The 13,065-nt window shown below is 69.5% G+C and carries 15 protein-coding genes; 3 read left to right on the top strand and 12 right to left on the bottom strand.

Annotated elements, in window-relative coordinates; translation table 11 throughout:
- The first annotated feature begins 79 nt into the window (after positions 1-79).
- On the top strand, positions 80-1,126 hold the full coding sequence (coaA, locus tag ABZ567_RS06590) for a type I pantothenate kinase (protein ID WP_360785370.1): 1,047 nt from the start codon (positions 80-82) through the stop codon (positions 1,124-1,126).
- A 37-nt stretch (positions 1,127-1,163) separates the two neighbouring features.
- Positions 1,164-2,111, top strand: a complete 948-nt coding sequence (locus ABZ567_RS06585) for a DUF389 domain-containing protein (RefSeq protein WP_360785368.1) — start codon at positions 1,164-1,166, stop codon at positions 2,109-2,111.
- A gap of 88 nt (positions 2,112-2,199) precedes the next feature.
- On the opposite strand, the gene glmM is transcribed toward ABZ567_RS06585, so the two are convergent.
- From glmM to ABZ567_RS06565, 4 genes are all read right to left on the bottom strand, one after another.
- Positions 2,200-3,558 (bottom strand): phosphoglucosamine mutase, encoded by a 1,359-nt coding sequence (gene glmM / locus ABZ567_RS06580; protein WP_360785366.1) that lies wholly within the window; start codon positions 3,556-3,558, stop codon positions 2,200-2,202.
- A gap of 136 nt (positions 3,559-3,694) precedes the next feature.
- Positions 3,695-4,207 carry a 30S ribosomal protein S9 gene (gene rpsI / locus ABZ567_RS06575; RefSeq protein WP_041130789.1) on the bottom strand — a complete coding sequence of 171 codons (513 nt, stop codon included), beginning with the start codon at positions 4,205-4,207 and terminating at the stop codon, positions 3,695-3,697.
- Positions 4,208-4,251: 44 nt separating this feature from the next.
- Positions 4,252-4,695, bottom strand: a complete 444-nt coding sequence (rplM, locus tag ABZ567_RS06570) for a 50S ribosomal protein L13 (protein ID WP_360785364.1) — start codon at positions 4,693-4,695, stop codon at positions 4,252-4,254.
- A gap of 514 nt (positions 4,696-5,209) precedes the next feature.
- A complete protein-coding gene (locus tag ABZ567_RS06565) occupies positions 5,210-6,841 on the bottom strand; it encodes an ATP-binding cassette domain-containing protein (protein WP_360785363.1) in 1,632 nt (543 codons plus the stop codon).
- Positions 6,842-6,888: 47 nt separating this feature from the next.
- Between ABZ567_RS06565 and ABZ567_RS06560 the strand changes: the two genes are divergently transcribed.
- The gene (locus ABZ567_RS06560) at positions 6,889-7,833 is read left to right on the top strand and encodes a hypothetical protein (RefSeq protein ID WP_360785361.1); all 945 of its coding nucleotides are present in this window, start codon (positions 6,889-6,891) and stop codon (positions 7,831-7,833) included.
- Here the strand turns inward: ABZ567_RS06560 and truA are convergent.
- From truA to map, 8 genes are all read right to left on the bottom strand, one after another.
- Positions 7,804-8,661, bottom strand: coding sequence for a tRNA pseudouridine(38-40) synthase TruA (gene truA / locus ABZ567_RS06555; RefSeq protein WP_360785359.1), 858 nt, complete (start codon positions 8,659-8,661; stop codon positions 7,804-7,806). The two genes, ABZ567_RS06560 and truA, sit on opposite strands and share 30 nt — an antisense overlap.
- An 81-nt stretch (positions 8,662-8,742) precedes the next feature.
- Positions 8,743-9,213, bottom strand: coding sequence for a 50S ribosomal protein L17 (gene rplQ / locus ABZ567_RS06550; protein WP_360785357.1), 471 nt, complete (start codon positions 9,211-9,213; stop codon positions 8,743-8,745).
- Positions 9,214-9,381: 168 nt separating this feature from the next.
- Complete coding sequence (locus ABZ567_RS06545) at positions 9,382-10,404, bottom strand: DNA-directed RNA polymerase subunit alpha (protein ID WP_360785355.1); 1,023 nt, start codon at positions 10,402-10,404, stop codon at positions 9,382-9,384.
- Between the two features lie 136 nt (positions 10,405-10,540).
- Positions 10,541-10,945, bottom strand: coding sequence for a 30S ribosomal protein S11 (rpsK, locus tag ABZ567_RS06540; RefSeq protein ID WP_003956432.1), 405 nt, complete (start codon positions 10,943-10,945; stop codon positions 10,541-10,543).
- 67 nt (positions 10,946-11,012) lie between these two features.
- On the bottom strand, positions 11,013-11,393 hold the full coding sequence (gene rpsM, locus ABZ567_RS06535) for a 30S ribosomal protein S13 (protein WP_030214048.1): 381 nt from the start codon (positions 11,391-11,393) through the stop codon (positions 11,013-11,015).
- A gap of 207 nt (positions 11,394-11,600) precedes the next feature.
- Positions 11,601-11,714: a 50S ribosomal protein L36 gene (rpmJ, locus tag ABZ567_RS06530; RefSeq protein WP_003956441.1), complete on the bottom strand. Its 114-nt coding sequence runs from the start codon at positions 11,712-11,714 to the stop codon at positions 11,601-11,603.
- A gap of 62 nt (positions 11,715-11,776) precedes the next feature.
- Positions 11,777-11,998: a translation initiation factor IF-1 gene (infA, locus tag ABZ567_RS06525; RefSeq protein ID WP_003956442.1), complete on the bottom strand. Its 222-nt coding sequence runs from the start codon at positions 11,996-11,998 to the stop codon at positions 11,777-11,779.
- Between the two features lie 146 nt (positions 11,999-12,144).
- Positions 12,145-12,999 (bottom strand): type I methionyl aminopeptidase, encoded by an 855-nt coding sequence (map, locus tag ABZ567_RS06520; RefSeq protein ID WP_360785353.1) that lies wholly within the window; start codon positions 12,997-12,999, stop codon positions 12,145-12,147.
- Positions 13,000-13,065: the final 66 nt, after the last annotated feature.

The following is a 13,065-nucleotide window of genomic DNA, read 5'->3' as shown; positions in this document are numbered from 1 at the left end:
CGACAACGAGGTTTCCGCGTGACCCACCCCACGACCCGCGGAGACCCACGACCGGCCCCTGACCCCCGACAATGGCGGGGTGATCACTTCGCCGCCACGAAGCCCCGACGGGACCGGCCCCGCCCACGGCAACGGCCCCCCCGCCAACGGCGCCCCCGGCAACGGCTCCTCCCCCCGGCGCCCCTCCGAGGCGACCCCCTACGTCGACCTGACCCGGGCCGAGTGGAGCGACCTGCGGGACAAGACGCCGCTGCCGCTCACCGCCGACGAGGTGGAGCGGCTCCGCGGACTCGGGGACGTCATCGACCTCGACGAGGTACGGGACATCTATCTGCCACTGTCCCGGCTGCTCAACCTGTACGTGCAGGCCACCAGCGGTCTGCGCGGCGCCCTCAACACCTTCCTCGGCGAGAACGCGGAGCAGCGCGGCACCCCCTTCGTCATAGGGGTCGCCGGGTCGGTGGCCGTCGGCAAGTCGACGGTCTCCCGGCTCCTGCAGGCCCTGCTCGCCCGCTGGCCGGAGCACCCGCGCGTGGAGCTGGTGACCACGGACGCCTTCCTCTACCCGATGGAGGAGTTGAAGGCGCGGGGTCTGATGGCCCGTAAGGGATTCCCCGAGTCGTACGACCGCCGGGCCCTGACCCGGTTCGTCGCGGACATCAAGGCGGGCAAGGAGGAGGTCACGGCACCGGTCTATTCGCACCTGATCTACGACCGCGTGCCCGGAGAGCGGCTCGTCGTCCGCCGCCCTGACATCCTGATCGTGGAGGGGCTGAACGTCCTCCAGCCGGCGCTCCCCGGCAAGGACGGGCGGACCCGGGTCGGTCTCGCCGACTACTTCGACTTCTCGGTGTACGTGGACGCGCGCCCCGAGGACATCGAGCGCTGGTACCTGAACCGCTTCCGCAAGCTGCGCGACACCGCGTTCCAGAACCCGTCCTCGTACTTCCAGCGGTACACGCAGGTCTCCGAGGACGAGGCCCTCGACTACGCCCGCACCATGTGGCGCACCATCAACAAGGTGAACCTCCTGGAGAACGTGGCCCCGACCCGCGGCCGGGCGACCCTGGTGGTCCGCAAGGGCTCCGACCACAAGGTGCAGCGGTTGAGCCTCCGCAAGCTCTGACCTTCCGTACGCCCCGGCCGTCCGTAAGCTCTTCCGCATGCTGCATCTCCGGATGATCGTCCCGCCCGAAAGCACCCCCGCCGCGGTCAAGCTGATCGAGTCGACGGTCGGCACCACGCACCTGGTGGTGCTGCCCGGCGCGGCCCGGGACCCCGCGGGTGACGTCGTGATGTGCGACGTGGCCCGTGAGGCGGGCGACGAACTCCTCAACGGGCTGCGCGAGCTGGGGATCCATCAGGACGGCTCGATCGCCGTCGGCGACATCGATCTGTCCCTCTCCACGCGTGCGGACGCGGCCGAGAAGGAGGCGCCGGGCGAGGGTGCGGACGCCGTGCTCTGGGAGCAGCTGACGGAGGCGACCCACGAGGAGTCGTCGCTCTCGGTCACGTACTGCGCGTTCATGGTCCTGGCGACGATGATCGCGGCCTGCGGTGTCGTCCTGGACAACGCGGTCCTGATCGTGGGCGCGATGGCGGTCGGCCCGGAGTTCGGCCCGCTCGCCGGCGTGTGTACGGCGGTGGTGCGGCGCGCTCCGAAGCTGGCGGCGCGGTCGCTGATCGCGCTGCTCGTCGGCTTCGCGGCGGCGATCGCGGTGACGACCCTGTTCAGTCTGGGGATGGACGCGTTCGACCTGTTCACCAGGGAACGCCTGGACGCGGAACGCCCCAACACCAGTTTCATCTGGCAGCCCGACCCGTTCTCGTTCGTCGTGGCGCTGCTCGCGGGCGCGGCCGGCATGCTCTCGCTGACGTCCGCGAAGTCCGGCGCCCTGGTGGGGGTGGCGATCTCGGTGACGACGGTCCCGGCGGCCGCGAACGCGGCCGTGGCGCTGAGCTACGGCGAGGTGGGCCAGATGTGGGGGTCGATCGAGCAGCTCCTGCTCAACCTCTTCGGAATCATGCTGGCCGGGATCCTCACGCTGTACGCGCAGAAGCTGCTGTGGCGCACCCAGCGCGGCCAGTGGCGTCGCACGCCGCAGGCCTGAGCGCCCACTCCGGAGTCCCCCGTGCGCGACGGAGGGCCCCCACCGTGCCGGTGGGGGCCCTCCTGTGCATGACGATGCCTCAGAAAGCCTAGCCCAGTGCCGACTTCACGACGTCCGCGAGTCGCTGCGCGACCGCGCGGGCCTGCTCGATGTCCGCGGCCTCGACCATGACGCGGACCAGCGGCTCGGTGCCGGAGGAGCGGAGCAGCACGCGGCCGGTGGAGCCGAGCTCGCGCTCGGCCTCGACGACGGCGGCGGCCAGGTCGCCGGAGGTGGAGACGCGCGACTTGTCGACGTCCTTCACGTTGATGAGGATCTGCGGCAGCCGCTCCATCACCGCGGCGAGGTCCGCGAGCGACTTGCCGGTGGCGGCGACCCGGGCGGCCAGCATGAGGCCGGTGAGGGTGCCGTCGCCGGTGGTGGCGTGGTCGAGGACGATGACGTGTCCCGACTGCTCGCCGCCGAGCGCGTAACCGTGCTCCTTCATGGACTCCAGCACGTAGCGGTCGCCGACCGCGGTCTGGACGAGGTTCAGGCCCTCGCGTTCCATGGCGAGCTTGAAGCCCAGGTTGGACATGACGGTCGCGACGACGGCGTCGCCGCGCAGCGTCCCGGCCTCGCGCATGGCGAGGGCGAGCACGGCCAGGATCTGGTCGCCGTCGACCTCGTTGCCCGCCGCGTCCACGGCGAGGCAGCGGTCGGCGTCGCCGTCGTGGGCGATGCCGAGGTCGGCGCCGTGCTGGACGACGGCGGCCTTGAGCAGCTCCAGGTGGGTGGAGCCGCAGCCGTCGTTGATGTTGAGGCCGTCCGGCTCGGCACCGATGGTGACGACCTCGGCGCCGGCCCGGGAGAACGCCTCGGGCGAGACGCGGGCGGCGGCGCCGTGGGCCTCGTCGAGGACGACCTTCAGACCGTCGAGACGGTTGGGGAGGACGGCGATGAGGTGGGCGACGTACGTGTCGAAGCCCTGCTCGTAGTCACGGACCCGGCCGACGCCGGCACCGGTCGGACGCTCCCAGGGAGCGCCCGTGCGGTGCTCCTCGTACAGGGACTCGATCCGGTCCTCCAGCTCGTCGGCGAGCTTGTGGCCGCCGCGTGCGAAGAACTTGATGCCGTTGTCGGGCATGGCGTTGTGGCTGGCGGAGAGCATCACGCCGAGGTCGGCGCCGAGGACGCCGGTGAGGTGGGCCACGGCCGGGGTCGGCAGCACGCCGACGCGCAGCACGTCGACGCCGGCACTGGCGAGCCCCGCCACGACGGCGGCCTCGAGGAACTCCCCGGAGGCGCGGGGGTCACGTCCGACCACGGCGACCGGCCGATGCCCCGCGAAGGTGCCCGCCTCGGCGAGCACGTGCGCCGCCGCGACCGACAGGCCGAGCGCGAGCTCCGCCGTCAGGTCCGCGTTGGCCACACCGCGTACGCCGTCCGTACCGAAGAGTCGTCCCACAGCTGTCCTCCGAGAATACGTGCCCAAGCCGATGAAAGAACTGAAAGATGAAAGGTGCAAAAGGTTATGAAAAAACGCACGCCCCGACGGCACGGGCAGTGCCGCCGAGGCGTACGAGAGCAGACCGAGCAGGCGATTAACGCTTGCTGTACTGCGGGGCCTTACGGGCCTTCTTGAGACCGGCCTTCTTGCGCTCGACCGCACGGTCGTCGCGGGAGAGGAAGCCGGCCTTCTTCAGCGCCGGGCGGTTGTTCTCGACGTCCGCCTCGTTCAGCGCACGGGCCACGCCGAGACGCAGGGCGCCGGCCTGACCGGAGACGCCGCCACCCGCGATGCGGGCGATGATGTCGTAGCGGTTGTCGAGCTCGAGCACCTTGAAGGGCTCGTTGACTTCCTGCTGGTGCACCTTGTTGGGGAAGTAGTCCTCAAGGGTGCGACCGTTGATCTTCCACTTGCCGGTGCCCGGGACGATCCGGACGCGGGCGATGGCGTTCTTGCGACGGCCCAGGCCGGCGGCCGGCTGCGGGTCGCCGAAGCGGGACGCGAGCGACTCGGAGGTGTACTCACCCTCGACGAGCTCGGTCTCGGTCGTGTACTCCTCAACGCCCTCGAACTCGTCGACGGGGGTTTCGGGGGTGGTCTCGGCCACGATTCTCCTCAGATTTCTTTCGTTCTTAGGGGGTGTGGCCGGAACTACTGCGCGACCTGGGTGATCTCGAACGGGACCGGCTGCTGAGCAGCGTGCGGGTGGTTCTCGCCCGCGTAGACCTTCAGCTTCGAGATCATCTGACGGCCCAGGGTGTTCTTGGGGATCATGCCCTTGATGGCCTTCTCGACGGCCTTCTCGGGGTTCTTGGAGAGCAGCTCGTCGTAACGGACGGAGCGCAGACCACCCGGGAAGCCGGAGTGGCGGTAAGCCAGCTTCTGGGTCTTCTTGTTGCCGGACAGGTGGACCTTGTCAGCATTGATGATGATGACGAAGTCGCCCATGTCCATGTGGGGGGCGTAGACCGGCTTGTGCTTGCCTCGGAGGAGGTTCGCAGCCGTGGTCGCCAGACGGCCCAGGACAACGTCCTGCGCGTCGATGATGTGCCACTGGCGAGTGACATCGCCGGGCTTGGGGCTGTACGTACGCACTTCGTAGCCTTCGCTTCTTCAGTGGATGGAGTCCAGACACACCTGAAGCGATCATGCAGCTTGGGCCTGCACTGCCGGGAACACGCCCGTATGCGAGCCACTGGTAACTGCTCCAGGGAACCTGCGTAAGGGCCCTTCGCGTGAGAACGACGAAGCCAATACGCATAACAAACCGCAACAGTACCCGCGCCACCCCCGAGGGGTCAAAACGCCGCAGGACACCAGGTCAGCGCCCCCGCTCGACCTCCACCCCACGCCGCGCTCGCACCGCTCGGCTCCTGAGGGCCTCCCCGGCTTCGCCCGGCTGCTCCGGACTCCGTCCGCCGACCGTGGCCCGAGGTCGAGTGCCCACGACCGCCCCCGGTCACCGTGCCCGCTCGACCCGCCGCTCGACCTATTCCCCACGCCGCGCTCGCACCGCTCGGCCCCTGAGGGCCTCCCCGGCTTCGCCCGGCTGCGCCGGACTCCGTCCGCCGACCGTGGCCCGAGCCCGAGTTCCCACGACCGCCCCCGGTCACCGCGCCCGCTCGACCCGCCGCTCGTCCCACACGGGCTCACTCGTCTCCCGTACGACCCCGTCCGAGCCGAAGACCAGATAGCGGTCGAAGCTCTTCGCGAACCACCGGTCGTGGGTCACGGCCAGCACCGTCCCGTCGTACGACTCGAGCCCGTCCTGCAGGGCCTCGGCCGACTCCAGGTCGAGGTTGTCCGTCGGCTCGTCGAGCAGCAGCGCCGTCGTGCCCGCCAGTTCCAGGAGCAGGATCTGGAAACGGGCCTGCTGCCCGCCGGAGAGCTTGTCGAAGGGCTGGTCGCCCTGCCGCTCCAGCTCGTACCGGCGCAGCACCGACATCGCCCCGCCCCGGTCCTTGGCGTGCTCCGTCCACAGGATGTCGACGAGCGGCCGCCCGGCCAGCTCCGGGTGGGCGTGGGTCTGCGCGAAGTGCCCCGGCACCACCCGGGCGCCCAGCTTCCAGTCACCGGTGTGGGCGACCGACGGGTCCCCCGCGAGCAGCCTCAGGAAATGGGACTTGCCCGAGCCGTTCGAACCGAGGACGGCGACCCGCTCCCCGTAGAAGATCTCGAGCGAGAACGGCTTCATCAGACCGGTCAGCTGAAGGTTCTCGCAGGTCACGGCCCGCACGCCGGTCCGCCCGCCGCGCAGCCGCATCCGGATGTCCTGCTCGCGCGGCGGCTCGGGCGGCGGCCCCGCCTCCTCGAACTTCCTGAGCCGGGTCTGCGCCGCCGCGTACCGGGAGGCCATGTCGTGGCTGACCGACGCCGCCTGCCGCAGGTTGACGACGAGCCTCTTCAGCTGGGCGTGCTTCTCCTCCCAGCGCCGCTTCAGCTCCTCGAAGCGGGCGAACCGCTCCCGCCGCGCCTCGTGGAAGGTGTCGAAGCCGCCGCCGTGCACCCAGACGTCCGAGCCGGCCGGACCGGGCTCGACCGCCACGATCTTCTGCGCGCCCCGGGACAGCAGCTCCCGGTCGTGCGAGATGAACAACACGGTCTTACGGGTCTCCCGCAGCCGCTCCTCCAGCCACCGCTTCCCCGGGACGTCGAGGTAGTTGTCCGGCTCGTCGAGGAGCAGCACCTCGTCGGAGCCGCGCAGCAGCGACTCCAGGACCAGCCGCTTCTGCTCACCACCGGAGAGCGTCCTGACCTGCCGGAACTGCGCCTTCTCGTACGGAACGCCGAGCGCGGCCATGGTGCACATGTCCCAGACGGTCTCGGCCTCGTACCCCTGGACCTCGGCCCAGTCGCTGAGGGCCTGCGCGTACCTCATCTGCGCGGCCTCGTCGTCGACCGTCATGATCAGGTGCTCGGCCTCGTCGACGGCCTTCGCGGCCTCCCGGATCCGGGGCTGGGCCACCGACACCAGCAGGTCGCGGACGGTGGACTCGTCCCGTACCGAGCCGACGAACTGCGGCATCACACCGAGGCCGCCGCTGACGGTGACGCTGCCGCCGTGCGGCTGGAGCTCCCCGGAGATCAGCCGGAGCAGTGTGGTCTTGCCGGCGCCGTTGGCCCCGACGAGGGCGACGACGGCCCCTTCACCCACCCGGAAGGAGACGTCCCCGAGCAGGACCCTCCCGTCGGGAAGGTAGTACTCAAGATGCGCGGCCTCGACATGTCCCATGAGGTGCATTGTCGCCGCCCGCGTCGGCCTGGCCCAACCGGTTTAGGATGCGCGGCATGAGCTTTGGGGGACCGCAGTGGCCGCACGAGCCGCAGCAGCAGGGACAGCAGGGGTACGGACAGCCGCAGGGACCGCAGGGATACGGGCAGCAGCCGGGGTACGGCGGCGGGCAGCCGGACCCGTTCCCGGGCGCCCAGGGCGGCGGGCCGACCCCGGACTGGGGCGCCCTGGCCGACGCCTCGGCCTCCCGTAACCGGCGCAGGCGCTGGCTGATGATCGGCGGCGGAGCCGTGGCCGCCCTCGTCGTCGGCGCGATCGTGGCGACCGCCGTGGTGGCCACCGGCAAGAAGAACGACGAGGCCAAGAACAGCGCGGTGCCCACCGGCACGGTCTCCCCCACCGGCTCGCCGACCCCCGAGCCGACCTTCTCCTCGGTGGCGCCGCCGCCCCCGCCGAACCCGAAGGACTACATCACGGACCCGAAGAAGGACAGGGCCCCCCTCACCGCCGAGGGCCTGTTCCCGGGCAGGAAGCTGACGATGGACAAGCGCCCGTACAAGAAGGGCGCGACCTCCGCGACGACGGACTGCGCGGCCGTCACCCAGGGCGGCCTCGGCGCCGTCCTCAAGAAGAACGGCTGCCAGCGGGTGCTCCGCGCCACCTATGTGAAGGACGGCGTGGCGATCACCGTCGGTGTCGCCGTCTTCCCGTCGGAGGCCGCCGCGCTCCAGGCGAAGAACCAGGCCACGGGCGGTATCGCCCCGCTGGCCGGCGCGGGCGTCAAGGAGTTCTGCCGCGCCACGGTCTGCCTGCGCCGCTCGAACTCGGTCGGCCGCTACGCGTACTTCACCCAGGCCGGCTTCACCGACGGCAAGAAGGTCACCAAGGCCCACCGGCCGGTCTTCCAGGCCAGCGACGACCTCGGCACCTTCGCCTTCAACCAGATCTACGCCCGCGGCAAGGCCCAGGCCTCAGCAGCAGCCGGCGCTCCCGGGGAGTGACCGCTTGTTCCTGGCCTCCAGATTGCGGGCGGCCAGGAGCTCGTCGGCCGGGTAGCCGACCTCTTCGAGGGTGAGGCCGTGCGGCCGTACGACATGCACGGCGGAGTCCCGCACCCCGGCCGCGAGCACCTTGCCGGGCCAGTCCACCGGCCGGTGCCCGTCCCCGACGAACAGCAGGGCACCGACCAGCGAGCGGACCATGTTGTGGCAGAAGGCGTCGGCCTTCACGGTGGCTTCCATCACCCCGTCGGGACGCCGCTCCCAGCGCAGCTCCTGGAGGGTGCGGATGGTGGTCGCGCCCTCGCGCCGCTTGCAGTACGCGGCGAAGTCGTGCTCGCCGACGAGCGCGGCGGCGGCCTCGTTCATGGCGTCCATGTCGAGGGCCCAGTCGTGCCAGAGGACGTGCCCGCGCTGCAGCGGGTCGACCCCGCCGGGGTTGTCGGTGACGCGGTAGGCGTAACGGCGCCAGACGGCGGAGAAGCGCGCGTTGAAGCCCGCGGGGGCCTCCTCCACCCTCCACACCCGTACGTCGTGGGAGAGCCGCCCGGCGAGCCGCCTGAGCAGCTTGTCGCGATGCTCGGCCCACAGCTCGACGGGCAGGTCGACATGGGCGACCTGCCCGCGGGCGTGGACCCCGGAGTCGGTCCGGCCTGCCACGGTCAGCTCGTACGTCTCCTGGGACCGGGTCACGGTCCGCAGGGCGTCCTCGATGTCCCCCTGCACGGTCCGTCGGCCCTGGGCCTGCTTGGCCCAGCCGGAGAAGTCCTTGCCGTCGTACGAGAGGTCGAGGCGTACCCGTACGAAACCGTCCTGCACGTCATCGCTCACGCGGAGATCCTTTCAAACACACGGGAGCGGGCCCGCACCCCAGGGGTACGGGCCCGCACACGAGAAACGTCGGAAAAACGCTTACGCGTCCTTCGACTCTTCCTCGGTGGCCTCGGTCGTGGTGGCCTCGTCGGCCTCCTTGACGGCGCGCTTGGTGGCGGCCTCGGCCTCGGCGACGGTCGCCTTCTTGGCGATCTCGCCCTCGACCAGCTCGATCACGGCCATCGGGGCGTTGTCGCCACGACGGTTGCCGATCTTGGTGATACGGGTGTAGCCACCCGGGCGCTCGGAGTAGCGCGGCGCGATCTCGGTGAAGAGCGTGTGGACGATGCCCTTGTCGGTGATCGACTGCAGCACCAGGCGACGGTTGTGGATGTCGCCCTTCTTCGCCTTGGTGATCAGGCGCTCGGCGACCGGACGCAGGCGGCGGGCCTTGGCCTCGGTCGTGGTGATGCGGCCGTGCTCGAAGAGCGACTTCGCCAGGTTGGCGAGGAGCAGCTTCTCGTGCGCGGCGGAACCGCCGAGGCGGGCACCCTTCGCGGGACGCGGCATGGTGTTTCTCCTTGTGATCTGCACCGGCCGTATGAGGTACCGGTGTCAGTGTCCGAGCGGGCGGTCACCCGTCGGAGACCCACGCCCCGTGAGGGGCGCGGGGAGGTATCGATCTGCGGCTGACGCCGCGTGGGCGCGACCGGCCGAAACCGGCCCGCAGACGATCGACTAGTACTGCTCGGTCTCGACGAAGCCCGCGTCCACGTCGTCGTCGGCGCCGAAGGCGTCGGCGGCGGCGGTCGGGTCGAATCCGGGCGGGCTGTCCTTCAGGGCCAGGCCCATGCCGGCCAGCTTCGCCTTGACCTCGTCGATCGACTTCGCACCGAAGTTGCGGATGTCGAGCAGGTCGGCCTCGGAGCGCGCAACGAGTTCACCCACGGAGTGGATGCCCTCGCGCTTGAGGCAGTTGTACGAACGAACGGTGAGCTCGAGCTCCTCGATCGGCAGCGCCAGGTCGGCGGCGAGGGCGGCGTCCGTCGGGGACGGGCCCATGTCGATGCCCTCGGCGTCGATGTTGAGCTCGCGCGCCAGACCGAACAGCTCGACCAGGGTCTTGCCGGCCGACGCCATGGCGTCACGCGGACGCATGGCCTGCTTGGTCTCGACGTCGACGATCAGCTTGTCGAAGTCGGTGCGCTGCTCGACACGGGTCGCCTCGACCTTGTACGTGACCTTGAGCACCGGAGAGTAGATGGAGTCGACCGGGATGCGGCCGATCTCCTGGCCCGCCTGCTTGTTCTGCACGGCGGAGACGTAACCGCGGCCGCGCTCGACCGTCAGCTCCATCTCCAGCTTGCCCTTGCCGTTGAGCGTGGCGAGGACGAGGTCGGGGTTGTGCACCTCGACACCGGCCGGGGGCGCGATGTCGGCGGCGGTGACCAGACCCGGGCCCTGCTTGCGCAGGTACATCACGACCGGCTCGTCGTGCTCCGAGGAGACGACCAGCTGCTTGATGTTGAGGATGAGGTCGGTGACGTCCTCCTTGACACCCGGCACGGTGGTGAACTCGTGCAGGACGCCGTCGACGCGGATGCTGGTGACAGCGGCACCCGGGATCGAGGAGAGGAGGGTACGGCGGAGGGAGTTGCCGAGGGTGTAGCCGAAGCCCGGCTCCAGCGGCTCGATGACGAACCGGGAGCGGAACTCGTCGACGACCTCTTCGGTCAGCGAAGGACGCTGAGCGATAAGCATGTCTTCAATCCTTCAGTCGTGGACGCCCACTATTTGACGCCCGACGGAGTACTGCGTAGTGCGTACTGCAAGGGTACGGGCGGCACGCCTCCGAGGAGCCGTACCGCCCGAAAGCCCGTGTCAAGCAGCCAGTGCGTCAGACGCGGCGGCGCTTGGGGGGACGGCAGCCGTTGTGCGGCGTGGGGGTGACGTCCTGGATCGAACCGACCTCGAGGCCCGTGGCCTGGAGGGAGCGGATCGCGGTCTCACGGCCGGAGCCGGGACCCTTGACGAAGACGTCGACCTTGCGCATGCCGTGCTCCTGCGCGCGGCGGGCGGCCGACTCGGCGGCCATCTGCGCGGCGAACGGAGTCGACTTGCGCGAGCCCTTGAAGCCGACGTGGCCGGCGGAGGCCCAGGAGATCACGTTGCCCGAGGGGTCCGTGATCGAGACGATCGTGTTGTTGAACGTGCTCTTGATGTGCGCGTGGCCGTGAGCGACGTTCTTCTTTTCCTTGCGGCGCACCTTCTTGGCAGCGCCCTGACGACCCTTGGGGGGCATCTATATCTCCTACGGGAGGTGGTCGGTCCTACAAGCGAAGACCGCTTGATAAAGCGTCCGCTGAGGACTACTTCTTGCCCGGCTTCTTCTTGCCGGCGATGGCGCGACGCGGGCCCTTGCGGGTACGAGCGTTCGTGCTGGTGCGCTGACCGCGGACGGGCAGGCCACGACGGTGGCGAAGACCCTGGTAGCAGCCGATCTCGACCTTGCGGCGGATGTCGGCGGCGATCTCGCGGCGGAGGTCACCCTCGGTCTGGAGGTTGGCGTCCACGTACTCGCGGATCTTGACGAGGTCTTCCTCGGCAAGCTCGCGGACACGGGTGGACGGGTTCACGCCGGTCGCGGCGAGGATCTCCTCGGACCGGGTACGTCCGATACCGAAGACGTAGGTGAGTGCGACCACCACACGCTTTTCGCGCGGGATGTCAACACCGGAAACGCGTGCCATTCAATGGCTCCTGTGTTCTCGGGGGTCTGCTGCAGAACCGCTCCCGGCCGCCGACCTCTCTGGATTCAGAGAGGTGGTACGTCCGGGTCCCCGGCCCCCGCCGGAGGTGCCGTCAGCCGTGGAACACGGCCCGACGGGCTCTGCGTATGTACGTGTTGCTACTGCGTCGCGCGAAGAACTGCGAAGGTGCAGGTCGGTCGGCGTGCGTCAGCCCTGGCGCTGCTTGTGGCGCAGGTTGTCGCAGATGACCATGACCCGACCGTGACGGCGGATCACCTTGCACTTGTCGCAGATCTTCTTGACGCTCGGCTTGACCTTCATGGGATGTCAGGTTCTCCGGGTCAGTGCCACCACCGCGCACGGAGGCGGGGTGCGGGCAAGATCTACTTGTACCGGTAGACGATCCGGCCACGCGTCAGGTCGTAAGGAGAGAGCTCCACCACGACCCGGTCGTCCGGAAGGATTCGGATGTAGTGCATCCGCATCTTGCCGGAGATGTGCGCGAGGACCTTGTGACCGTTCTGAAGTTCCACCTTGAACATGGCGTTCGGGAGGGACTCGATCACGGTGCCCTCGATTTCGATGGCACCTTGCTTCTTGGCCACGCTTCGCCCTTCGAATCGGCTACCTTGATCGACTCTCGCCGCCGCATGCGGACACACGGGTACACGAGAGCCGACGCATCAGTCTACGACAGGCCCCAGGAAAAGACGAATCGGGAAGTCTGCCCATCCGGACTGATCCTTAGTCCCTACGGAGCCAGCGGGTCCGGAGCGGCCGTGACGCCCAGCTCCGCCAGCTTCGCCCTGCCGCCGTCGACCGCCGTCAGGACCAGGGGGCCGTCCTCCGTGAGCGCGACCGAGTGCTCCCAGTGGGAGGACCAGGTGCCGTCCGTGGTGATGACCGTCCAGTCGTCCTTCAGGACCTCGGTCGCCGGCGTGCCGAGGGAGACCATCGGCTCGATCGCCAGGCAGAAGCCGGGCACCAGCTTGGGGCCCTTGCCGCGCTTGCGGGAGACGTAGTTCAGCAGGTGCGGGTCCATGTGCATCTCGGTGCCGATGCCGTGGCCGCCGTAGTCCTCGATGATCCCGTACCGGCCGAGGCTGTGGTCGCCGACCGCCGGCCGCGGCTGCCGCTTGATGTACGTCTCGATCGCCCGGGAGACGTCCACCAGACGGTTGCCGGGCTTCATGGCGGCGATACCGGCCCACATCGACTCCTCGGTCACCCGGGAGAGCTCGATCAGCTCCGGCGCGTGCCCGGTGCCCACGAAGGCCGTGTACGCGGCGTCGCCGTGCCAGCCGTCCACGATCGCGCCGCAGTCGATGGAGATGATGTCGCCGTCCTTGAGGACGGTCTTCTCGTCGGGGATCCCGTGGACGACGACCTCGTTCACCGAGGTGCAGATCGTCGCGGGGAATCCCCCGTACCCCAGGAAGTTCGACTTCGCCCCGTGCTCGGCGATGACCTTCCGCGCGACCTCGTCCAGGTCACGGGTGGTCGCGCCGGGCACGGCGACCTCGCGGGTCGCCGCGTGAATGGCGGCGACGACCAGGCCCGCCTCGCGCATCTTCGCGATCTGCTCGGGGGTCTTGATCTGCACCATCGTGGCCGCGGCCTTTCCATCGGGTAAGGGGAACAGAACAACGATACGGCCGCGGCGCCCCTGAGG

Origin of the sequence: Streptomyces sp. NPDC016459 (assembly GCF_040632845.1) — a bacterium.
Taxonomy (GTDB): Bacteria; Actinomycetota; Actinomycetes; order Streptomycetales; family Streptomycetaceae; genus Streptomyces.
Note: the sequence above shows the minus strand (reverse complement) of the source record. Positions and strands in the feature narration are given on the sequence as shown.

Coding starts and splice junctions, on each gene's coding strand:
- ABZ567_RS06585 (WP_360785368.1), top strand. CDS start 1,164: ATGCTGCATCTCCGGATGATCGTCCCGCCCGAAAGCACCCCCGCCGCG.
- rplQ (WP_360785357.1), bottom strand. CDS start 9,213: ATGCCGCGTCCCGCGAAGGGTGCCCGCCTCGGCGGTTCCGCCGCGCAC.
- ABZ567_RS06560 (WP_360785361.1), top strand. CDS start 6,889: ATGAGCTTTGGGGGACCGCAGTGGCCGCACGAGCCGCAGCAGCAGGGA.
- rpmJ (WP_003956441.1), bottom strand. CDS start 11,714: ATGAAGGTCAAGCCGAGCGTCAAGAAGATCTGCGACAAGTGCAAGGTG.
- rpsK (WP_003956432.1), bottom strand. CDS start 10,945: ATGCCCCCCAAGGGTCGTCAGGGCGCTGCCAAGAAGGTGCGCCGCAAG.
- rpsM (WP_030214048.1), bottom strand. CDS start 11,393: ATGGCACGCGTTTCCGGTGTTGACATCCCGCGCGAAAAGCGTGTGGTG.
- map (WP_360785353.1), bottom strand. CDS start 12,999: ATGGTGCAGATCAAGACCCCCGAGCAGATCGCGAAGATGCGCGAGGCG.
- ABZ567_RS06565 (WP_360785363.1), bottom strand. CDS start 6,841: ATGCACCTCATGGGACATGTCGAGGCCGCGCATCTTGAGTACTACCTT.
- ABZ567_RS06545 (WP_360785355.1), bottom strand. CDS start 10,404: ATGCTTATCGCTCAGCGTCCTTCGCTGACCGAAGAGGTCGTCGACGAG.